A 21,875-nucleotide genomic window follows, 5' to 3' on the forward strand; every position below is an offset into this window, starting at 1 on the left:
GATCCGCTCGGCAACCCCGTCTTGACACGTTTTTGCCTCTGAGTACGCTCTCCCCCCGTGACTTCGGCGCCTGAGGATGAGGGCCGCTCGGTCAAACGCCTGATCCTCGGCGAGAAGCTGCCGAGCGACAAGCTCGAGGACCAGCTGCTGCCCAAGCATCTCGCCCTCCCCATCTTCGCGAGCGACCCGCTCTCCTCGGTGGCCTACGCGCCCCAGGAGCTGATGCTGATCCTCACGCTCGGCGGCCTGTCGTTCCTCTCGTTCGCTCCCGCGGTCGCGGCCGGCGTCGTGCTGCTGCTCGTGGTGGTCGTGCTGTCCTACCGGCGCCTCATCAAGGCGTATCCGTCGGGCGGCGGCGACTACGAGGTCGCGCAGAAGAACCTCGGCGAGAAGGCCGCGCTCATCGTGGCGTCCGCCCTGCTGGTCGACTACATCCTCACCGTCTCGGTGTCGGTCGCCTCGGGCGTCGACAACATCATCTCCGCGGTCCCGCAGCTGGCCGGGGTCAGGGTGGAGCTCGCGATCGCGATCGTCGTCGTGCTCTGCGCGGTGAACCTCCGCGGCGTCCGCGAGTCGAGCAAGGCGTTCGCGCTGCCCACCTACGTCTTCATCGCGAGCGTGTTCCTCATGGTCGTCACCGGCCTCATCCGCACCGCCCTCGGCGACGCTCCCGTCGCCGTGAGCGCCCAGTACCCGGTGCACGGCGACCAGGTGGCGCAGGCCGGGATCGTGCTCCTGCTGCTGCGGGCGTTCTCGAGCGGATGCTCGGCCCTCACCGGCGTTGAGGCCATCGCGAACGGCGTGCCCGCGTTCCGCCGCCCGAAGGTGCGCAACGCCCAGCTGACGCTGGTGGCGATGGGCTCGATCGCGATCGTGCTGTTCGTCGGGCTGCTCGCGATGGCGCTGATCTCGCACGTGCACTACGTCGAGGACCCGTGCGCCCTGATCGGATGGGCGGGCTGCAGGACGGCCCCGCAGCCGAGTCTCATGGCGCAGGTCGCCGCGGCGGTGTTCGGCGGCGGAACCGTCCCCTTCTACATCGTGCAGGCGGCCACCGCGCTCGTGCTGCTGCTCGCCGCCAACACCGCGTTCAACGGATTCCCGCTGCTCGGCAGCGTGCTCGCCCGCGACAGCTACGCACCGAAGGCGCTGCTCACCCGCGGCGACCGCCTCATCTACAGCAACGGCGTGATCGTGCTCTCGCTCATCGCCGCGGTGCTGCTGCTCGTCTACCGCGCGAGCGTCACGAACCTCATCCAGCTGTACATCATCGGCGTCTTCGTCTCCTTCACCCTCGGGCAGGCCGGGATGGTCCGGCACTGGATCCGGCTGCTGAAGAGCCGGCCGGCGAACCGCAGCGAGGTGGTGCAGAGCCTCGTCACGAACCTCGTCGGCGCCTCGCTCACGGGCCTCGTGCTCGTGATCGTCACGATCACGAAGTTCACGCACGGCGCCTGGCTCGTGTTCGTGATCATGCCGATCCTCTGGTTCCTCATGCTCGGTGTGAACCGGTACTACCGGGACGTCGAGAAGGAGATCGAGGTCGACCCGCACACGACCTTCGGCGCCAAGGGCGACCACGCGATCGTGCTCGTGGGGCGGATGCAGAAGCCGGTGCTGAAGGCGATCGACTACGCGATCGCGGCCCGGCACGAGTCGCTCGAGGCGGTGCACATCTCCATCGACGACGCCGCGACGAAGCGGCTCGAGGAGGAGTGGGCGCAGATGAACATCGCCGTGCCGCTCATCGTCGTGCCGTCGCCGTACCGCGACATCGCCGTCCCGCTGATCAAGTACATCAAGGGGCACCGGGCCGCCAACGGATCCGAGGTCGTGACCGTCTACCAGCCGATCTACGTGGTCGGGCACTGGTGGGAGCAGCTGCTGCACAACCACAAGGCTCGGCGCATCCGCCAGAAGCTGATGCTCGTGCACGGCGTGACGCTCGCGCTCGTGCCGTGGCTGCTCGACTCCTCCCAGCTGGTCTACGGCCGCCGGTCGCGGCCGATCCCCGGCCAGGACCGCCGAGGCGAGCCGGTGCGCCCGGTCACCCCGCCGCACCGTCGGCCGATGGGGCCGCACGGCTTCCCGCTGCACATGCGCGGCACGCACGGCGGCGCGGACGCGCTGAACGACCTCCGGCCCGAGCGGACGGCCGGCGAGACCTCCCCGGAGTCGGAGCCCGTCGAGGAGCCGTCGGTCGGTCCGCGCGCCTGACCCGCCCGGCTCGACCCCTCCCCGGTCCCGGCCGTAGGCATCCGTCCCGGGCGTAGGCCGATCCGCGGCGTGTCGGCCTACGGGCGGCACGATCCCCTACGCCCTGCACAAGCGGCGCATGGATGGGCGCGGGATCAGGCGTCGGTGAAGAACCGGGCCATGAGCTCGGCGACGTGGTCGATCGGGCCGGTCGGCGGCGCCGGATCCGCGGGGCGCGCGGCCACGACGTCCTCGGGGCGGATGGTGGCGACCGGCGACGTGGTCTGGCCGAGCGCCGCGAACACCTGCCGCGCGAGCGTTCGGCCCGCGCGGTTCGCGCCGACGGTGCTGGCCGTCGGCCCGTAGCCGGCGAAGAAGATCCGCGGGTCGCGCTCGGCGGCTCCGGTGGTGACGGCGACGCCGCCGGCCTTCTCGTGCAGCTTCAGCGGCGAGAGGTGGCGGATGTCGGGACGGAAGCCGGTCGCCCAGACGATCGCGTCGATCCGCTCGCTGCTGCCGTCGGGCCAGACGGCGGAGAAGCGGTCGAGGTGGTCGAACATCGGCCGCGGCTCGAGCAGGCCGCGCTCGATCGCCGCCGCGATGCGCCGCGTCTTCGGCACGCCGGTGCCGCTCACGATGCTCGGCAGCGCCCGCCCGGCGCGCGCCGCCTCGTCCTGCTCCGCGACGGCGTTCACCGCGGCCTCGAGGTCGAGGGTGCCCTGCTGGAGGTAGTCGACGGGTCGACGGGTGACCCAGAAGGTCTTCGCCGCGACGCCCTCGAGCTCGAGCAGGAAGCCGATGGCGGAGGTGCCGCCACCGATCACGAGCACGCGCTGGCCGGCGAACTCGGCCGCGTCACGGTAGGTCGAGGTGTGCACCTGGCGCCCCGCGAACTCACGGACGCCCTTGTAGTACGGCACGAACGGAGCGCCCCAGGTGCCCGTGGCGTTCACGACGATGCGGGTGCCGATGTCGCCCTGGTCCGTGCGCACCACGAGATCCGCTCCGCTGTCGAACACCGCGGAGACGATGGTGGGCCGCCGCACGTCGAGGCCGAAGAACCGCTCGTAGTGGCCGTAGTACTCGGAGACGACGTCACGCGCGGGCCGCGCGCGGTCCGCGGTCTCGAAGCTGAGGCCCGCGCGACGCATGCCCGGCAGGTCGTGCACGCGGTGCGCGGACCCGAGCCGGAGCGCGCTCCAGCGGTGCTGCCAGGCGCCGCCCGGGGCGGGCCCACGGTCGAGCACGAGCTGATCCACACCGGACCGGACGCCGAGTCGCTGCAGGTAGTACGCCACCGACAGACCCGCTTGTCCGGCACCGATGATCACAACGTCCGTCCGTCGAGGCAGGGCCATCGCGCCACCCCCTCCCCGTGTGCCGGAACCATCCTGCCGTACATGCCCGTGTTACGATGATCGTCAGTTTTCGCACCTTTCCCGCGTCGTCACCCACTGCGCGGTGACGACGGATCAAAGGGGGGTCTCGCATGGGGCGCGGCCGTCAGAAGGCGAAGCACACGAAGGTCGCTCGGGAGCTGAAGTACTTCAGCCCCGACACGAACTACAACGCGCTCGCAGAAGAGTTGTCCACGGGCTCGTCCGACCCGCATGCGGGTTGGTCGGAGGAGGACTTCGCGGAAGAGGAATCCCGGGCCTGAGGGCCCGTGAGGTGGCGTAGGCCCCGCCGGCGCCGTCAGGTGGCGTAGGTCCCGCTGAGCCGGACGGCTCCGCCGTCGACACCCTTCGCTCCGCGCACCCAGCCGTCCTCGGCGGATGCGCGGTGGATCGTCGTGCCCTCGCTCACCGTGCCGACCGGCCAGGTCGGCACGCCGAGCGAGGCGAGCCGTGCGGCGATGGCGGACGCCGACTCCGGCGCCACCACCGCGAGCATCCCGATGCCGAGGTTCCAGGTGCCCTCGACGTCGGTGAGCGCGAGGCCGCCGAGATCCGCCAGCACGCGGAACACCGGCGCGGGGGTCCAGGTGGCGCGCTCGAGCGCGACCGCGGCACCGTCCGGGAGCACGCGGGCGAGGTTCGCCGCGATGCCGCCACCGGTCACGTGGCTCAGCGCGTGCACGCCCGCACCGTCCGCGGAGTCGAGCACCTCGAGCAGCTCGGCCGTGTAGAGCCGGGTGGGCGTGAGCAGCGCCTCCCCCAGCGGGCCGCCGAGCTCGTCGATCCGATCGGTGAAGGCGAGCCCCGCATCCGCGACGATGCGGCGCACGAGGGAGAAGCCGTTCGAGTGCAGCCCCGACGAGGCGAGGGCGAGCACGGTGTCGCCGGTCCGCACGCGGTCGGGACCGAGCAGCGCATCCGCCTCGACGACGCCGACGGCCGCGCCGGCGAGGTCGTACTCGTCGGGCGCGAGCAGGCCGGGGTGCTCGGCGGTCTCGCCGCCGACGAGGGCGGTGCCGGTTCGGCGACAGGCGTCCGCGACGCCGCCGACGATCTCCGCGATCCGCTCCGGCACGACACGGCCGCAGGCGATGTAGTCGGTCATGAACAGCGGCGCCGCGCCGACCACGACGATGTCGTCGACGACCATGCCGACGAGGTCCTGGCCGACGGTGTCGTGCTTGTCGAGCGCACGGGCGATCTCGATCTTCGTGCCCACCCCGTCGGTCGAGCTGGCGAGCACCGGGGACCGCATGCCGGCGATCGCCCGGGCGTCGAAGAGCCCGGCGAAACCGCCGACGCCGCCGAGCACGGCGGGCGTGTGGGTGGCGGCGATGCTGCGCTTCATCAGCTCGACCGCGCGGTCGCCCGCTGCGGTGTCGACGCCGGATGCGGCGTAGGGGTCCGGCACTCGATCCGCCCTTCCGGCAGGAGGGTCCGCGGCGTCGTGGCACACTGATCCCCGCCATCAGCAGCGTACGGCAGGAGATCCACTCGGCATGTGCGGCATCGTCGGCGTCTCCGCCGCCGGTCCGGTCAACCAGCTCGTCTACGACGCGTTGCTGCTGCTGCAGCACCGCGGCCAGGACTCCACGGGCATCGTGACGGACGACGGCGGCTCCTTCCACATGGTGAAGGCCCGTGGCCAGGTCCGTGAGGCGTACCGCACCCGCGACATGCGCACCCTGCTCGGCAACGTCGGCCTCGGCCACGTGCGCTACGCGACCCGCGGATCCGCCGCCAGCGAGGGCGAGACGCAGCCGTTCTACGTGAACGCCCCCTACGGCATCGTGCTCGTGCACAACGGCAACCTCACCAACACGCGGGAGCTGACCGCCGATCTCTTCCACATCGACCGCAGGCACCTGAACAGCGACTCGGACACCGAGCTGCTGCTCAACGTGCTCGCGAACGAGCTGCAGTCGCAGCTCTCCGGCCTCGAGCTCGACCCCGACCAGGTGTTCACCGCCGTGCGCCGCGTGCACGAGCGCGTCGAGGGCTCGTACGCCGCGATCGCCCTGATCGCCGGCCGCGGGCTGCTCGCCTTCCGAGACCCCTTCGGCATCCGCCCGCTCACGATCGGCCGCCGCTCGGCCGATCACCTCGAGGGCGTCGGCCGCGACGAGTGGATGATCGCCTCCGAGTCGCTCGTGCTCGAGAGCAACGGCTACGAGGTCGTCCGCGACCTCGCGCCCGGCGAGGCCGCCTTCATCCCGGAGGACGGCAAGCTCTACATCGAGCAGTGCGCCCGGTCCCCGCGGCTCGTCCCGTGCTCGTTCGAGTACGTCTACCTCGCTCGGCCCGACTCGACGATGTCCGGCATCTCGGTGTACGACGCGCGGCTCCGGCTCGGGGCCCGGCTCGCCGACACGGTGGAGCGCTACACGCCGCTCGGCGACATCGACGTGGTCATGCCCATCCCCGACTCGGCGCGGCCGTCCGCGATGCAGCTCGCGCAGAAGCTCGGCATCACCTATCGCGAGGGCTTCTACAAGAACCGCTACGTCGGGCGGACGTTCATCATGCCGGGGCAGGCGGTGCGCCGGCGCAGCGTGCGGCAGAAGCTGAACGCGCTCGGCACCGAGTTCAAGGGCAAGAACGTGCTGATCGTCGACGACTCGATCGTCCGCGGTACCACGAGCCGCGAGATCGTCGACATGGCGCGCACGGCCGGCGCGAACAAGGTGACGTTCGCCTCCGCGGCACCGCCGGTACGGTACCCGCACGTGTACGGGATCAACATGCCGACGCGGCAGGAGCTCGTCGCCGCGGGCAGGCGGATCCCGGAGGTCGCGCGAGAGATCGGCGCGGACCACCTGATCTACCAGGAGGTCGCCGACATGGAGGCCGCGATCATCGAGGGCTCCTCCGTCGACGGCCTCGAGATGAGCTGCTTCACCGGCGAGTACGTCACCGGCACCGTCGACGCGGAGTACCTCAGCTGGGTCGAGGCCAACCAGCTCTCCTGAGCCGCGGCCGTACACTCGACCGGGGTCCTGGGCGCCTCCTCCTCCCGAGGCGCCGATCCGGAAGGTTCGCATGTCCCTCGTCTCCGAGACCGTCACCGGCGCGCTGCCCGCCCTCATCGGCGGCCGCTACGCCCCGAACGGCGTGCTCGGTCGCGGCGGGGCCGCCGTCGTCTACCGCGCGACCGACCAGCTGCTCGGCCGCGAGGTCGCGATCAAGCTCTTCACCGGGCACGACGCGCCCGAGGCCGAGGTGCGGGCGCACGAGGAGGAGGCACGGCTGCTCGCGTCGCTCAACCACCCGAGCCTCGTCACGCTGCTCGACGCCGGTGTCGAGCGCACGGGGTCCGCGCCGCAGGTCTTCCTCGTGCTCGAGCTCGTGCACGGCACCGACCTGAAGCGCCGGCTCGTGGACGGCCCGCTGCCGCTGCGCCACGTGGCCCACATCGGCTACGACGTCGCCGAGGGGCTCGACTACATCCACGGCCGCGGCATCGTGCACCGCGACGTGAAGCCCGCCAACGTGCTGCTCTCCATCGAGGACGAGGCGCGCCGCCCGCGCGCGAAGCTCGCCGACTTCGGCATCGCCGGCCTGGCCTCCGCGGTCGCGCAGGAGGAGTTCACGACGGGCACGGCCGCGTACCTCAGCCCGGAGCAGGCCGGCGGCGGCAGCGCCGGGCCGTCCGGCGACGTCTACTCGCTCGGGCTCGTGCTGCTGCAGGCCATCACCGGCCTCGTGGCGTTCCCGGGCGGCGTGCTCGAGTCCGCCCTCGCCCGGCTCGAGCGAGATCCCGAGGTCCCCGAGACGCTGCCGGTCGCGTGGCAGCGGATGCTGACGGCGATGACCGCGCGGGACACGGCCTCCCGGCCGACCCCCGCGGAGCTCGCCGTCGCGTTCCGGCAGCTGATCATCGACGCCGAGAACCGCACCCAGGGCGTGCCGACGCTGAACGAGGAGGCGCGGCTCGCCGCGCTGCAGCGCTACGACCTGCTCGACACCCCGCCGGAGGGGGCCTTCGACCGGATCACGTCCCTCGCCGCCCGGGTGACGGGGCTGCCGGTGTCGACGGTGAGCATCGTCGACCGCGACCGCATCTGGTTCAAGTCGCACCACGGCATCGACGCCGAGCAGATCGGCCGCGACCCCGGCCTCTGCGCCCGCGTCGTGGAGACCGGCTCGACCATCCGCATCCCCGACGGCCGGCTGGACGAGTTCGCGTGCAGCAACCCCCTCATGGCGGGCGACGAATCGTTCCGCAGCTACCTCGGGGTGCCGCTGATGAGCTCGGACGGCTACGCCCTCGGGTCGCTCAGCGTGCTCGGCTACGAGCCGCACCAGTTCTCCGACTCGGAGGTCGAGATCGTCGAGAGCCTGGGCGCGATGGTGACCCACGAGATGGACATCCGCCGCGCCACCCGACGGGCGAGCCTCAGCCACGAGTGATCCCTCCCCCGAACTGGGGTGCGGGAACAGGGGGACAGACCGATCTGTCTGTCCTCGTCCTTTGCTACTCTCGGACCTGCGGCGATCACCTGATCACCGTCAGTACCCGCAATGACCGGCTGGTCCGTATCGCCCGCCCCCCACGGCGTCGGACCGACCACGACCCACTTCCCCGCGCGGTCGTGGACCGGTCTCCCGGATGAACGCCGCCGGGTGGTCCTCCCCCCCAAAGGACCCCCGGCGGCACTCCCGTCTTCAGCGCCCGGTCGGGCTCAGGCCTCGTCGTCGACGGCCGGCCGCACGCGCTCCGCCTCGAGGATGCGTGCCCGCCGCGTCGCGACGCCGTCCAGCACGACGGCGAGCAGGCCGCCGAGCACCGCGCCGATCGGCGCGAGCAGCAGCACGAGGAAGCCGAGCACCTGGCTCGTCGGGTACCGGCCGTCGGCGGGCGTGACCACCACGATGACCAGCGCGGCCACGACGCCGGCGAGCAGTCCGGCACCGAGGAAGACCCAGACCTTCGGCGCGCGGCGCACCCGCACGGGACGGCGATCGGGGTCGCTCATCGCCGTCGCCAGACCGGGAGGTAGGGGCCGAGGTCGGCTCGCACGCCGGATGCGCGCACGTCGCCACCCGCACGGGCGTCCGCCCACTCGCGGGCGCCGGTGGCGAGGTCGAGCCACACCTCGGGCGTCATCTCGACGACGTTCGGGGGTGTGCCGCGGGTGTGGCGGGGGCCGGGCACGCACTGCACGGCGCCGTGCGGGGGCACCCGCACCTCGACGCTGTTGCCCGCCGAGCGATCCGCGAGGCACTGCAGCAGGTAGCGGACGGCCGTCGCCGTCGTCGGGCGGTCGGCCTCGCCGGCGATCGCGGCGCGCACCGCGGCCTCCCCCTCGAGATCGTCGATCCGTGCTCGTGCCACGGCAGACGAGGGTAGCCGCCCCCGGGGGCTCGGCGACGCGCGGCCGCTCGGTAGTGTGCTGCGGTGCGCATCCTGATCCTCGGCTCGGGCGCCCGGGAGCACGCCATCGCGCTCGCCCTCGGGCGCGAGGCCGTGCCGCACGAGCTGCTCGTCGCCCCTGGCAACGCCGGCATCGCCGACGTCGCCCGAACCGTGCCGGTGGAGCCGTCGGATCCGGCCGCCGTCTCCGCCCTCGCGCTGGACGAGGCCGTCGACCTCGTCGTCGTCGGCCCGGAGGCGCCGCTGCTCGCCGGCGTCGCCGATGCGGTGCGGGAACGGGGCGTCCCGGTGTTCGGACCCGACCGTGACGCGGCGCGGCTCGAGGGCAGCAAGGCGTTCGCGAAGCGGATCATGGCCGACGCGGGCGTGCCGACCGGCACCGCGACGGACGTCCTGACCGCGGCCGACCTCGACGCCGCGCTCGACGCGGGCGGCGCCCCGTACGTGGTGAAGGCCGACGGCCTCGCCGCCGGCAAGGGCGTGCTGGTCACGAGCGACCGCGCCGCTGCACGCGCCCACGCCCTCACCTGGCTCGAGCAGGGGCCGGTGCTCGTGGAGCAGTTCCTCGCCGGCCGCGAGGCGTCCCTGTTCTTCGTCAGCGACGGCGTCCGCGCGGTGCCGCTCTCGCCGGCGCAGGACTTCAAGCGGCTCGGGGACGGCGACACCGGCCCGAACACCGGCGGCATGGGTGCCTTCTCGCCGCTGCCCTGGCTCGACGACGCCTTCGGCGACGAGGCGTCCTTCGTCGAGCACGTGCGCATCCGCGTCGCCCAGCCCGTGCTGGACCGGCTCTCGGCCGAGGGCACGCCGTTCGTGGGGCTGCTCTACTGCGGTCTCGTGGTCGACGGCGCCGAGGTTCGGGTGATCGAGTTCAACGCCCGGTTCGGCGACCCCGAGACGCAGGTGCTGCTGCCACGGCTCGAGAGCCCGCTCTCGGAGCTGCTGCTCTCGGCGGCGCGCGGCACCCTCGACGCGGTGCCGGCGCCCCGCTTCTCACCGGATGCGGCCGTCGGCGTGGTGCTCGCATCCGCCGGCTACCCGGGCGAGCCCGCACTCGGCCGCCGGATCACCGGCGTCGAGGACGCGGACGGGCTGCCGGACGTCTCCGTCGTGCATGCGGCCACGGTCGCGACCGAGGACGGACTGCTGGCCTCCGGCGGCCGCGTGCTCACCGTCGTGGGCACCGGCCGGACGGTCGCCGACGCACGGGCGCGGGCGTACGAGGGCGTGGCACGCATCCGGTTCGAGGGAGCGCAGTGGCGCTCGGACATCGCGGAGCGCCCATGACCCCCCTGCCCGGCTTCACCCCGCTCGCGAGCGGCAAGGTGCGCGACCTCTACGTGCCCGAGCAGCGTGACGACCTGCTGCTGCTCGTCGCCAGCGACCGGATCAGCGCCTTCGACGAGGTGCTCGAGCCGGCGATCCCGGGTAAGGGCGCGATGCTCACCGCGCTGACGCGGTGGTGGTTCGCGCGGCTGCCGGACGTGCCCAACCATCTCGCCGACGACGGGCCCGCGGTACCGGCGGCGGTGCGCGACCGCGCCATGCTCGTGCGCCGGCTGTCCATGCATCCGGTGGAATGCGTCGTCCGCGGCGTCGTGACCGGCAGCGGCTTCGCGGAGTACCGCGAGACGGGCGCCATCAGCGGCGTGCGGCTGCCCGCCGGATTGGTCGACGGCGACCGGCTGCCCGAGCCGATCTTCACCCCCGCGTTCAAGGCGGAGCAGGGCGAGCACGACGAGAACATCCCCTTCGACCGCGTCGTCGAGCTCGTCGGCGGCGAGGCCGCCGAGCTGCTGCGCGAGCGCTCCCTCGACATCTACCGGCGGGCCGCGGCGATCGCGGCCGACGCCGGCCTGCTGCTCGCCGACACGAAGTTCGAGTTCGGCGCCGACGAGGACGGCGGAGCCGTGCTGGCCGACGAGGTGCTCACGTCGGACTCGAGCCGCTACTGGGACGCGGCGGAGTACGAGGCCGGCAACCGGGGTGTGAGCTTCGACAAGCAGATCGTCCGCAACTGGCTGCGGTCGCAGTGGGACGGCAGCGGCCCCGCGCCGCGGCTCGCCCCCGACGTCGTCGAGCGCACCGCCGCCCGCTACCGGGAGCTGCTCGAGCGCCTCACCGGCGAGGCGTGACGGCCATGGCCGACCGGCTCGCCGACGCCACCGCGATGGGTGCGGTGACCCTCGACGTCGCCGACCTCGACGGCCTGGTCCGCTACTACGGCGAGGGCGTCGGCCTCGATGTGCTGGCGGTGACGACCGACACGGTCACGCTGGGCCGCGGCGGTGTCGCATCCGTGGTGCTGCGGTCCGCACCCGCGCTGCGGCACGCGCCGTCGGGTGGGGCCGGGCTGTTCCACACCGCGGTCCTGTTCGAGACGCGGGAAGGCCTCGCCGCCGCCCTGCTCTCCGTGGCGACGCGCTACCCCGGCTCGTTCACCGGCTCGGCGGACCACCTCGTCTCCGAGGCGTTCTACTTCGACGACCCCGAGGGCAACGGGGTCGAGCTCTACTTCGACCGGCCGCGCAGCCACTGGCGCTGGGACGGCGGCACCGTCTCGATGGCGACCCTGCCGCTCGATCCGAACCGGTTCCTCGCCGAGCACCTGACGGATGCGGATCGCGCGGGTCTCTCGCCGGCGGCCGGACCCCTCGGTGCCGCGCAGGTCGGCCACGTGCACCTGAAGGTCGGCGACATCCCGACCGCGCATGCCTTCTACGTCGACGTGCTCGGCTTCGCGGTGACGGCCGCGTTCGGCTCGCAGGCGCTGTTCGTCTCGGCGGGCGGCTACCACCACCACGTCGGGATGAACACGTGGTCCAGCCGTGGCGCCGGACCGCGGACGCCGGCGCTCGGGCTCGGCCAGGTGAGCCTGCTGCTGCCCGACGGCGACGCCCTCGGGGCGCTGCAGGAGCGGCTCGTCGCAGCGGGCGTCGCGGTGCGTGACGACGGGCGTGCCCTCGCCTTCGAGGACCCGTGGCGGAACCTCGTGCGGGCGGAGGCGCCGGGAGCCGCATCCGCCCCTCGGTAGGCTCGAGGCGTCCGTGGACCCGACCGAAGGTCCGTGGACCCGACCGAAGAAGGAGCGCCCGTGCCGGTGATCGTCGTCGAGGTGATGCCGAAGGCGGAGCTGCTCGACCCGCAGGGCAAGGCCGTCGCAGGAGCCCTGGGGCGGCTCGGCAAGGACCGGTTCTCCGGCGTCCGCGTCGGCAAGCGGTTCGAGTTGACGGTGGACGGGCCGGTGGATGACGCCGCGCTCGCGGATGCCCGCGAGGTCGCGGAGTCGCTGCTCGCGAACGGCGTGATCGAGGACGTGGTGAGCGTCAAGGAGGCGACCGCGTGACCCGCGTCGGCGTCATCACCTTCCCCGGCTCGCTCGACGACGGCGACGCCCGCCGCGCGATCCGCCTCGCGGGAGCGGAGCCGGTGCGGCTCTGGCACGGCGACCACGACCTCGACGGCGTCGACGCGATCGTGCTGCCCGGCGGGTTCAGCTACGGCGACTACCTGCGCTGCGGCGCCATCGCCGCGCACTCGCCGATCATGCGCGAGGTCATCGACGCGGCGGGCCGCGGGGTGCCGGTGCTCGGCATCTGCAACGGCTTCCAGATGCTCACCGAGGCGCACCTGCTGCCCGGCGGCCTCATCCGCAACGACCACGGCGCCTTCATCTGCCGCGACCAGCGCCTCCGCGTCGAGCAGACGGCCACGGCCTGGACGAGCGGATTCGAGGCCGGCGAGGAGATCGTCGTGCCGCTGAAGAACGGTGAGGGCGGGTACATCGCCGACACCGAGACGATCCAGCGACTCGAGGACGAGGGCCGCGTCGTGTTCCGCTACCTGGACGTGGACCCGAACGGCTCTGTGCACGGCATCGCCGGCATCGCGAACGAGGCGGGCAACGTCGTCGGCCTCATGCCGCATCCCGAGCACGCCGTGGAGCCGGGTTTCGGCCCCGACACCCCCGCGGCGATGCGCTCGGGCGTCGACGGCCTCCGGGTGTTCCGCTCGGCGCTGGAGTCCGTGCTCGCCGCCTGACGCCCATGTCCCTCCGGGGGTTGCCACTTGTGGCGACTTCTCCCGCCCGCAAGTCACCACCGGTGGCAACCCCTCGGGGAACCCGAGCGGACGGGAGGAGGCAGCCCCCGGCCGTAGGCTGAACCCGCCGAGAACGAGGGGACCCACCGCCCGATGACCCTGGAGCAGACCGTCGTCGACACCGTCGAGCGGGCCCGAGCCACCCCCGAGCGCGAGCAGCCGTACGCCGCGCTCGGTCTCACCGCCGACGAGTACGCGCGCATCCGCGAGATCCTCGGCCGCCGCCCCACCTCGGGCGAGCTCGCCATGTACTCCGTGATGTGGAGCGAGCACTGCTCCTACAAGTCGAGCAAGCAGTACCTGCGGCGCTTCGGCGAGCGCGTGACCGACCGGATGCGCGAGCACCTGATGGTCGGCATGGGCCAGAACGCCGGGGTGGTCGACATCGGCCGCGGCTGGGCCGTCACGTTCAAGGTGGAGAGCCACAACCACCCCTCGTACATCGAGCCGTTCCAGGGCGCCGCGACCGGCGTGGGCGGCATCGTGCGCGACATCATCTCGATGGGTGCCCGCCCGGTCGCCGTGATGGACCAGCTGCGCTTCGGCGCCCTCGACGAGGCCGACACCCACCGGGTCGTGCACGGCGTCGTCGGCGGCATCAGCTTCTACGGCAACTGCCTCGGGCTGCCGAACATCGGCGGCGAGACGGTCTTCGACCCGGTGTACCAGGGCAACCCGCTCGTGAACGCGCTCTGCCTCGGGGTGCTGCGGCACGAGGACCTGCACCTCGCGAACGCGACCGGCGACGGCAACGTGGTCGTGCTCTTCGGTGCGCGCACCGGCGGCGACGGCATCGGCGGGGCGTCGATCCTCGCGTCCGACACCTTCAGCGCCGGTGGCCCGACGAAGCGGCCCGCGGTGCAGGTCGGCGACCCGTTCGCCGAGAAGGTGCTGATCGAGTGCTGCCTCGAGCTGTTCCAGGGCGGACTCGTCGAGGCGATCCAGGACCTCGGCGCCGCGGGCATCAGCTGCGCGACGAGCGAGCTGGCGGCGAACGGCGACGGCGGCATGCGCGTCGACCTCGACGCCGTGCTGCTGCGCGACCCCACGCTCACGGCCGAGGAGATCCTCATGTCCGAGAGCCAGGAGCGGATGATGGCGATCGTCGCGCCGGACAAGCTCGAGGGCTTCCTCGCGGTCACCCGCCGCTGGGAGGTCGAGACGAGCGTGCTCGGTGAGGTGACGGACACCGGCCGGCTCGAGATCACGTGGCGCGGCGAGACGATCGTCGACGTCGACCCCACGACGGTCGCGGTCGACGGCCCGGTCTACGACCGCCCGGTCGCGCGGCCCGGCTGGATCGACGCCCTGCAGGCGGACAGCGCCGCGGCGCTCCCCCGCGCCCAGGACGGCGGCGAGCTCCGCAGCCAGCTCCTCGCGCTGCTCGGCAGCCCGAACCTGGCCGACGTCGGCTGGATCACCGACCAGTACGACCGCTACGTGCTCGGCAACACCGCGCTCTCCTTCCCGGACGACGCGGGGATGATCCGCGTCGACGAGGAGAGCGGACTCGGCGTCGCCATCGCGACCGACGCGAACGGCCGCTACTCCGAGCTCGACCCCTACGCCGGCGCCCAGCTCGCGCTGGCCGAGGCCTACCGGAACGTCGCCGTCACCGGCGCCCGCCCGCTCGCGGTCACGGACTGCCTGAACTTCGGGGCGCCCACCAACCCCGAGGTGATGTGGCAGTTCGCCCAGACGGTCGACGGGCTGTCCGAGGCCTGCCTCGCCCTCGAGGTGCCGGTCACCGGCGGCAACGTCTCGCTCTACAACCAGACCGGGGACCGGGCGATCCACCCGACACCGGTGGTCGGCGTGCTCGGCGTCATCGACGACGTGGCGAAGCGCATCCCGTCCGGCTGGCAGGACGACGGCCTGAACCTCTACCTGCTCGGCCGCACCGCGCTCGAGCTCGACGGATCCGCGTGGGCGCAGGTCGTGCACGGGCACCTCGGCGGGCGCCCGCCGGCTGTGCGGCTCGAGGACGAGCGCGCCCTCGCCGGGCTGCTCGCCGCCGCCGCGGAGGAGGGCCTCCTGTCGGCGGCCCACGACCTCTCCGAGGGTGGGCTCGCCGCGACGCTCGCCGAGGGCGTGCTGCGCTTCGGCGTCGGCGCACGGATCTGGCTCGACGGCCTGCTCGAGCGGGACGGGATCGACGCGGCCACCGCCCTGTTCAGCGAGTCGAGCGCGCGTGTGCTGGTTGCGGTGCCGCGCGAGGAGGACGTGAAGTTCGCGGGCCTCTGCGCCGGCCGGCGCGTGCCCGCGCTGCGGCTCGGCGTGACGGATGCCGTCAGCGGCATGCTCGAGGTGCAGGACCGATTCACGATCCCGACCGACGAGCTGCGCCGTATCCGCTCATCCGTCCTCCCCGCCGCCCTGGGCCCAGTGGTCGGAGCCTGACCGCCTTCGGCAGTTGCCACTTTCTGCGACCTTGAGGCGCTCAAGGTCGCGAAAAGCGGCAACCGTCGGATGTGCGTCAGGCGTCAGTCGATCGCTTCGGCGGATGCGACCGCCGATTCGCGATTCGAGTGGTGGCGCCAGTCCATCTCGAGCACGACGACGATCGCGACCACGAGCAGCGCGCTGATCGGCAGCCCCGCCGGCACGAAGGCGGCGAGCGCCACGGCCACCGTGAGGACGAGCACCGCCGCGGACGTCCGGCGCGGCAGCGCGGGGCGGAGCGCGAGCACCCACACGCAGAGCAGGAACACCGCCACCGGCACGGTCGTGGTCGCGCGGCCGAGTGCAGCGGGAAGCGTCGGATGGTCTCCGGCCTGCTCCAGCGCGACTTCGATGCCCGCGGCGAGCGCGCCGGCCGCGGCGAAGATCGCGTAGTGGAGGTAGCCGAAGCCGAACGTCGACGGCAGCGACGTGAGGTTGTCGTGCTGATCGCGGGCGAAGTAGATCCACCACATGCCGGCGACCAGCACGAGCGCCGATGCCGCGATCAGCAGGAGCGGCCCGATGTGTGAGGCGTCCTGCAGCGCCGCGATCGTGGCGTGGGTGATCGCGACCAACCCCTCGCCGAGCACGATCAGCGTGAAGAGCCCGTAGCGCTCGGCGATGTGCCGCGGATGGAACGGGGTCACGCGGGTCTGCTCGGCCCAGATCGGCACCGCGAGCTCGGCGATCACCAGCACCGCGAACGACGGCACCGTCAGCGCGGGCGGTACGAGGAGCCGAAGCAGCCAGGCGACCTGCACGATGCTCACGCCCAGGGCGTAGCGCAGCGCGGTGGCGCGGAACTCCCGGCCGTTGTACGCCGCGCGGAGCCACAGGGTGATCACCGCCAGCCGCATCAGGACGTAGCCGATGGTGCCGATCCGGAAGTCGAAGCGGTCCATCGCGGCCGCGGCGCCCGCCGCGAAGATCAGCACCCCCGCCATCTGCACGATTGTGAGCACCCGGTACAACCAGTCGTCGGTGGCGAACGCCGAGGCGAACCACGTGAAGTTCATCCAGGCCCACCAGATGCCGAAGAAGACGAACAGGTACGCGAACGTGCCGGAGGCGACCGCGCCCGACCCGAGCAGCACCGCGAGCTGCTCGGACACCACCCCGATCGCGACGGCGAAGGTGAGGTCGAAGAAGAGCTCGAGCGTCGAGGAGACCCGGTGCGGCTCGGCCGGATCCCGCGGCAGCATCGGCCGCAGGCCGAGCGAGCGGACCGGGCTCACCGGCGGCGCCGCCGGGAACCGCCGGAGGTCGCGGCGTAGTAGACCGCGGCGAGCAGGAAGAGCACGATCGCCAGCAGCGGCACCGCGAAGGCGACGGTGATGCCCACGGAGTAGACGACGACGCCGACCGACGAGCGCTTCACCTCCCGCTTCGCGTAGGCCCGGGTCCAGCCGGGTTCGAGCAGGTCGGGATGCTTCGCGACGTGCAGCCAGATGGCGAGCCACGGCAGGGTCGCCGCGGCGAGCACGATCGCGTAGACCGCCGCGGCGACCCGCGCATCCCTGCCCAGCAGGCCGCCGTGGTGGACGTCACCGAGGTACTCCGCGAGCAGGGCGTTCGGGAAGGGCGTGAAGGAGACGAGCAGCAGCAGGATGAGGTTCCACCACTGCAGCGCGCGGTCGACGTGGCGGATCTTCTGGAACACCGAGTGGTGGTTCAGCCAGATGACCCCGACGGTGAGGAACGTCGCGAGGTAGGAGAGGTAGGTGGGCCAGCCGTGCAGCAGCGCGGGCAGCAGGCCACCGTATCGGATGACATCCGCCTCCTGCGGCACGTGCACCTCGAGCACGAGCAGGGTGATCGCGATCGCGAAGACCGCGTCGCTGAACGCCTCCGTGCGCGCAGTCGGGGAGAGCCGGATGTCCGGCTCGGGGACCTCCGGCTCCGGCTCGCTCGGGCGTTCGACGCTCCCGGCCGCGGATCCGCTGCTGATGACCTCGGATGCTAGGGCACCCCGGAGTCAGGTGAGGGCGTCGAAGTCCCCGCGGGCCCAGCGGATGTAGCGATCCGCCGACCGCTGCACCACACCGCTCGCGTCCTGCGGCACGACGGTGCCGAAGTTGCCGACGAGGCGGTCGAAGTCGAGGGCGGCGAGCGCGTCGGCGATCCGCTGCACGACCGCGGCGGAGAGGGGGATGTGGTTCGGGAAGCTGCGCTGGAACGTCACCCAGCCGTCGGGGGTGGGGAACGCGGTGTCGCCGGAGAGCAGCACCCCGCGGCCGTCGCGGCCGGTCACCTGCGCGACGGCGCTGCCGGGGAAGTGGCCGCCGATGCGATGCAGGGTCACGCCGGGCAGCACCTCCAGCCGGCCCGACCAGAGGCGCACGGCGGCCCCGGTGCGCTGCACCCACGCCTGGTCCTCCTCCGCGATGTACACGGGGGCGTCGCCGAAGCGGCGCGACCACTCGAGCTGCACGCCGTACATGTGCGGATGGCTGGCGGCGATCGCCGCGACGCCACCGAGCCCCTCGACGGTCGCGACGAGGTCGTCGTCGAGGTAGCCGAGGGGCTCCCAGAGCAGGTTGCCGCCGGGCGTCCGAACGAGCACGGAGTGCTGCCCGATCCCAGCACCGGGATGGACCGAGAGGCCGTGGATGCCGGGTTCGAGCTCGATCACCTCCGCGCGACGGCCCTCCGCCTGGAGCTCCCCGAGGGTCGTCCACACCTGGCCGGTCGGCGGCACATACTGGCGCTCGTCGGCGCAGATCGGGCAGACCGACGGCAGCGAGCCGTCGTCGGGCTGCTCCACCGCGCAGGTCGCGCACAGACGAACGGCCACCGGACCTCCCGTCTCCAGGATGCCCGGTGGCCGCGGGAGCGCAACCCTCCGCTCGTCAGGAACGCGGAGCGGCGGCCTCCTGCGCCTCGGGAGCGGCCTGGGTGCCGGGCTGCTTCCAGGCCGCCATCTTCGGCTTGATGAAGAACGCCGCCGCGACCGCGCCGACCAGGATCACCACGGCGGGCAGCAGGAGCGACTCCGCCATCGCCGAGGTGAACCCGGCGTGCAGGAACTGCGGCAGGGATCCGTTGAAGGAGAAGTCCGACGACGCGGCCGAGCCGCCCGGCCGGTGCGGCAGGTTCGCGACGAGCCGGGCCTCGATGAGCACGGCGATGGCCGCGCTGCCGATCACGCCGCCGATCGAGCGGGTGGTGTTGTAGACGCCCGATCCGGCCCCCGCCTCGCGCGGCGGCAGGCCGCGCGTCGCGGTCGAGGAGACCGGCGACCACGTGCACGCGTTGGCGAGGCCGAGCACGACGGCCGGCAGCAGCAGCCAGCCCCACGGGATGTCGGGGGTGAGCATCCGGGAGTAGAGGAACAGCGCGAGGCTGAACAGCACGAGTCCCGGCACCGCGAGCAGCCGCGGGTGCACGCGGTCGACGAGCTTGCCGACGACCGGCGCGAGGCCGATGTTGATCACGGCCATCGGCGCCAGCATGAGCGCCGACTGCGTCGGGGTCATCCCGCGCACGACCTGGAAGTAGAAGACCAGGGGCAGCGACAGGCTGGTCACGGTGAAGCCGACCGTGGTGATCACGACGTTCGCGACGGAGAAGTTGCGGTCGCGGAAGAGGTGCAGCGGCACGAGCGGCTCGCGCTTGGTGAGGGCCTGCTCCACGACGAACAGCGCGAGCAGCACGACGCCCGTGATGATGAGGCCCCAGACGGTGATCGGTCCGGTGATGACGCCCCAGTCGTAGGTCTGGCCCTCCTGGAGGCCGAAGACGACCAGGAAGAGGCCGGCGCCGGACAGCAGCACGCCGAGGATGTCGAACCGGTGCGGATGCGTCGGCAGCGCCGGGACGTTCCGCATGGCGAGCACGAAGGCGACGACGCCGATCGGCAGGTTGACGAAGAAGATCCACTCCCAGCCGAAGCCGTCGACGAGCAGGCCGCCGAGGATCGGGCCGACGAGCGTGGCGACGCCCGCGGTCGCGCCCCAGAGGCCGAGGGCCTGGCCGCGGCGCTCGGGCGGGAAGATCCGGGTGATGACCGCCATCGTCTGCGGGGACATCAGCGCGCCGCCGAGGCCCTGCACGGCACGGGCGGCGATGAGCACGCCGATGGTGCCGGAGAACCCGCAGGCGGCGGAGGCGAGCGTGAAGATCACGAGCCCGATGAGGTAGATGTTCTTCGGGCCGAACCGGTCGCCGAGCCGGCCCGTCACGAGCAGCGGCACCGCGAACGCGAGCAGGTAGGCGCTCGTCACCCAGATGACCGAGTTGATGTCGGTGTTCAGGCCCTCCAGGATCGCGGGGTTCGCGACCGACACGATGGTGGTGTCGATCAGGATCATGAAGAAGCCGATGATCAGCGACCACAGTGCGGGCCACGGCTTGATGTCGGTCATGTCGCTCCGAAGGAGTCGGGGGCCGGAGGATCCGGCCAGAGCAGGTCCCCGGACTCGATGCGCTGCACGAGCCGGGTGAGGTGGTCGATCTCCGCGGCGAGCAGCGCGCGGGTGTAGGGGAGGTCGAGCCAGAAGCGCTCGCCGAGCGACTTGCCGCTGACGACCTGCTCCCCCGCCGCGAGCTCCGCGTCCTGCCCGTGCAGCGCCACGAGGCGCCGTCGCAGCCGGGTGACGACCTCGTCGCGGGACAGGTTGTGCGCCTCGCCGAGCGCCAGCGGGAACCGCGGGAACTCGGGCTCGGCGGTCGAGAGGGCGTGCCGGACCCACTCGCCGAGCGCATCCACCCCCTCCGACGTGATGGCGTAGGTGGTGCGCTCGGGCCGGTTGCCGGCGCGCTCGGTGCCGACCGGCCGGACGAGCCCGTCGGCGTGGAGCCGGTCGACCGCGTGGTAGAGCGAGCCGGGGCGCACCTTGATCAGCCGGTCCTCGGATCGCGCGAGCAGCAGCTGCACCATCTCGTAGGGGTGCATCGGCCGCTCGAGCAGCAGTCCGAGGGCGGCGACGGCGAGCGGCCCGATCACGCTCAGCCTCCTCCGCGCCGATTATTCCGCGTGGAATAGTACACGCGGGCCACCCCGCCCGACACCCCTCCGACGCGGAATCCGGGCGACATCCGTCATTCCGGGCGTCTTCTCCCGCCCGGAATGTCGGAACCGGCCCGGAATCGGGCGGGCGGATGCGGCGTCAGGGGCGGGCGCGGGCCTCGGCGATGCGCTCGTGGTGGTGGATGACCTCGGCCACGATGAAGGCGAGGAACGACTCGGCGAACGCCGGGTCGAGGTGCGACTCCTCGGCGAGTGCCCGGAGCCGGGCGATCTGCTGCCGCTCGCGCTCGGGATCCGCCGCGGGGAGGCCCGCCGCCGCCTTCAGGTGGCCGACCTGCTGCGTGCACTTGAAGCGCTCCGCGAGCAGGTGCACGAGGGCCGCGTCGATGTTGTCGATGCTCGCGCGCAGGGAGGCGAGCTCGGTCACGGCGTCGTCGGGGATGGCCGGATCGCTCATGCGTCGACCCTAGGACGTGCGCCCCGCGCCCGGCCGCGCCCCCGCCCGCTGCGAATCCTCTCCTCCTTCCTTCGATCGGGCGGAGGGCCCTCGCGGTCGACGGCGGTCGGCGAGATCCTGCAGCATGCGCAGGGGCAAGGCTCTGGAGTACGACCGGTACGGCGACGCGGAGGAGCTGCACTTCGTGCCGCAGTCGATGCCGTCGCCCGATCCCGACGAGGTCGTGGTCGAGGTGGTCGCGGCGGCCCTGAACCACATGGACGTCTACGTGCGGAGGGGCGACTTCGCCGACGAGGTGCCGGCCGCCTTCCCGAGCCGGCAGGGCACCTGCTTCGCGGGGATCGTGCGGGCGAAGGGCGCCGCGGTGAAGGAGTTCGCGGTCGGCGCGGACGTGCTCGGGCACGACCCGTCGCGCTCGGCGCACGCGAGCTTCGTGCGGCTCCCCGCGACGGCCCTGGTGCGCAAGCCCGCGGCGCTCTCCTGGGAGGTCGCGGGATCGCTCTACCTCGCCGGCACCACGGCGCTGTCGCTCGTGGCGGGCCTCCGCCTCGGGCCGGAGGACCTCGTGCTCATCACGGCCGCTGCCGGAGGCGTCGGCCACATCGAGTGCCAGCTCGCGAAGCTGGCGGGCGCGTCGGTGCTCGGCGTCGCCGGCGCGGACAACCACGACTACCTGCGGTCGATCGGCGTGATCCCCGTGGGGCACGGCGACGACCTCGCGGCGCGCATCCGCACGGCCGCGAAGGACCGCCAGGTCACCGCGGTGCTCGACAACTACGCCGGCTACGAGGCCCTCGCCGCCGAGCTCGGGGTGCCCGCGGGCCGGTTCGTGTCGAGCGAGCAGCGGCGGGAGACCGAGCTGCGGTTCTACCTGGCGCCCGGCGACGACCGGGAGGCGCGCACGATGCTCGCGGACATCGCGGAGCTCGTCGCGACCTG

General features: G+C 72.6%; 21 protein-coding genes. 11 read left to right on the forward strand and 10 right to left on the reverse strand.

From position 1 onward, the window contains the following. The first annotated feature begins 57 nt into the window (after nt 1-57). Nucleotides 58-2,217, forward strand: a complete 2,160-nt coding sequence (locus VIG76_RS05070) for an APC family permease (RefSeq protein WP_331951724.1) — start codon at nt 58-60, stop codon at nt 2,215-2,217. Nucleotides 2,218-2,351: 134 nt separating this feature from the next. On the opposite strand, the gene VIG76_RS05075 is transcribed toward VIG76_RS05070, so the two are convergent. Next, on the reverse strand, nt 2,352-3,554 hold the full coding sequence (locus VIG76_RS05075; protein WP_331951726.1) for an FAD-dependent oxidoreductase: 1,203 nt from the start codon (nt 3,552-3,554) through the stop codon (nt 2,352-2,354). A 131-nt stretch (nt 3,555-3,685) separates the two neighbouring features. On the opposite strand from VIG76_RS05075, the gene VIG76_RS05080 reads away from it, so the two are divergent. Further along, complete coding sequence (locus VIG76_RS05080) at nt 3,686-3,856, forward strand: DUF3073 domain-containing protein (protein WP_331951728.1); 171 nt, start codon at nt 3,686-3,688, stop codon at nt 3,854-3,856. Between the two features lie 35 nt (nt 3,857-3,891). Here the strand turns inward: VIG76_RS05080 and purM are convergent, their stop codons facing one another. Further along, a complete protein-coding gene (gene purM, locus VIG76_RS05085; RefSeq protein WP_331951730.1) occupies nt 3,892-5,004 on the reverse strand; it encodes a phosphoribosylformylglycinamidine cyclo-ligase in 1,113 nt (370 codons plus the stop codon). A gap of 88 nt (nt 5,005-5,092) precedes the next feature. Here purM and purF point away from each other — a divergent pair, with 88 nt between their 5' ends. Together purF and VIG76_RS05095 are read left to right on the forward strand one after the other, a co-directional pair. Beyond that, complete coding sequence (purF, locus tag VIG76_RS05090; protein WP_331951732.1) at nt 5,093-6,562, forward strand: amidophosphoribosyltransferase; 1,470 nt, start codon at nt 5,093-5,095, stop codon at nt 6,560-6,562. Nucleotides 6,563-6,632: 70 nt separating this feature from the next. Further along, nucleotides 6,633-8,003 carry a protein kinase domain-containing protein gene (locus VIG76_RS05095; protein ID WP_331951734.1) on the forward strand — a complete coding sequence of 457 codons (1,371 nt, stop codon included), beginning with the start codon at nt 6,633-6,635 and terminating at the stop codon, nt 8,001-8,003. 272 nt (nt 8,004-8,275) lie between these two features. Here VIG76_RS05095 and VIG76_RS05100 read toward each other — a convergent pair whose 3' ends face one another. Continuing rightward, nucleotides 8,276-8,569 (reverse strand): hypothetical protein, encoded by a 294-nt coding sequence (locus tag VIG76_RS05100; protein WP_331951736.1) that lies wholly within the window; start codon nt 8,567-8,569, stop codon nt 8,276-8,278. After that, a complete protein-coding gene (locus VIG76_RS05105) occupies nt 8,566-8,928 on the reverse strand; it encodes a sterol carrier family protein (RefSeq protein WP_331951741.1) in 363 nt (120 codons plus the stop codon). Before VIG76_RS05105 ends, VIG76_RS05100 begins: the two co-directional genes overlap by 4 nt. 63 nt (nt 8,929-8,991) lie before the next feature. On the opposite strand from VIG76_RS05105, the gene purD reads away from it, so the two are divergent. The 6 genes from purD (at nt 8,992) to purL (ending at nt 15,468) form a co-directional block, all read left to right on the forward strand. Continuing rightward, the gene (gene purD / locus VIG76_RS05110) at nt 8,992-10,254 is read left to right on the forward strand and encodes a phosphoribosylamine--glycine ligase (protein ID WP_331951743.1); all 1,263 of its coding nucleotides are present in this window, start codon (nt 8,992-8,994) and stop codon (nt 10,252-10,254) included. Continuing rightward, nucleotides 10,251-11,102, forward strand: coding sequence for a phosphoribosylaminoimidazolesuccinocarboxamide synthase (locus VIG76_RS05115; RefSeq protein WP_331951745.1), 852 nt, complete (start codon nt 10,251-10,253; stop codon nt 11,100-11,102). Before purD ends, VIG76_RS05115 begins: the two co-directional genes overlap by 4 nt. A gap of 5 nt (nt 11,103-11,107) precedes the next feature. After that, nucleotides 11,108-12,001, forward strand: coding sequence for a VOC family protein (locus VIG76_RS05120; RefSeq protein WP_331951747.1), 894 nt, complete (start codon nt 11,108-11,110; stop codon nt 11,999-12,001). Between the two features lie 60 nt (nt 12,002-12,061). Continuing rightward, on the forward strand, nt 12,062-12,313 hold the full coding sequence (gene purS, locus VIG76_RS05125; RefSeq protein ID WP_331951749.1) for a phosphoribosylformylglycinamidine synthase subunit PurS: 252 nt from the start codon (nt 12,062-12,064) through the stop codon (nt 12,311-12,313). After that, the gene (purQ, locus tag VIG76_RS05130; RefSeq protein WP_331951751.1) at nt 12,310-13,008 is read left to right on the forward strand and encodes a phosphoribosylformylglycinamidine synthase subunit PurQ; all 699 of its coding nucleotides are present in this window, start codon (nt 12,310-12,312) and stop codon (nt 13,006-13,008) included. The genes purS and purQ overlap by 4 nt, the downstream gene beginning before the upstream one ends. A gap of 153 nt (nt 13,009-13,161) precedes the next feature. Next, a complete protein-coding gene (gene purL, locus VIG76_RS05135) occupies nt 13,162-15,468 on the forward strand; it encodes a phosphoribosylformylglycinamidine synthase subunit PurL (protein ID WP_331951753.1) in 2,307 nt (768 codons plus the stop codon). 83 nt (nt 15,469-15,551) lie between these two features. Here purL and VIG76_RS05140 read toward each other — a convergent pair whose 3' ends face one another. The 6 genes from VIG76_RS05140 to VIG76_RS05165 form a co-directional block, all read right to left on the reverse strand. Then, the gene (locus VIG76_RS05140) at nt 15,552-16,745 is read right to left on the reverse strand and encodes a low temperature requirement protein A (RefSeq protein ID WP_331951755.1); all 1,194 of its coding nucleotides are present in this window, start codon (nt 16,743-16,745) and stop codon (nt 15,552-15,554) included. After that, complete coding sequence (locus VIG76_RS05145; RefSeq protein ID WP_331951767.1) at nt 16,742-17,458, reverse strand: TMEM175 family protein; 717 nt, start codon at nt 17,456-17,458, stop codon at nt 16,742-16,744. The genes VIG76_RS05140 and VIG76_RS05145 overlap by 4 nt, the downstream gene beginning before the upstream one ends. A 27-nt stretch (nt 17,459-17,485) precedes the next feature. After that, the gene (locus VIG76_RS05150; RefSeq protein ID WP_331951757.1) at nt 17,486-18,304 is read right to left on the reverse strand and encodes an MBL fold metallo-hydrolase; all 819 of its coding nucleotides are present in this window, start codon (nt 18,302-18,304) and stop codon (nt 17,486-17,488) included. A gap of 55 nt (nt 18,305-18,359) precedes the next feature. Then, nucleotides 18,360-19,874, reverse strand: a complete 1,515-nt coding sequence (locus VIG76_RS05155; RefSeq protein ID WP_331951759.1) for a DHA2 family efflux MFS transporter permease subunit — start codon at nt 19,872-19,874, stop codon at nt 18,360-18,362. Then, nucleotides 19,871-20,455, reverse strand: coding sequence for a PadR family transcriptional regulator (locus VIG76_RS05160; RefSeq protein WP_331951761.1), 585 nt, complete (start codon nt 20,453-20,455; stop codon nt 19,871-19,873). The genes VIG76_RS05155 and VIG76_RS05160 overlap by 4 nt, the downstream gene beginning before the upstream one ends. A 163-nt stretch (nt 20,456-20,618) precedes the next feature. Next, nucleotides 20,619-20,936 (reverse strand): chorismate mutase, encoded by a 318-nt coding sequence (locus tag VIG76_RS05165; protein WP_331951763.1) that lies wholly within the window; start codon nt 20,934-20,936, stop codon nt 20,619-20,621. Nucleotides 20,937-21,060: 124 nt separating this feature from the next. Between VIG76_RS05165 and VIG76_RS05170 the strand changes: the two genes are divergently transcribed. Beyond that, nucleotides 21,061-21,875: alcohol dehydrogenase catalytic domain-containing protein (locus tag VIG76_RS05170; RefSeq protein WP_331951765.1), on the forward strand; the 815-nt coding region annotated here is incomplete at its 3' end.

The sequence above is a fragment of the Amnibacterium sp. genome (assembly GCF_036559085.1).
Classification (GTDB): Bacteria; Actinomycetota; Actinomycetes; order Actinomycetales; family Microbacteriaceae; genus Amnibacterium.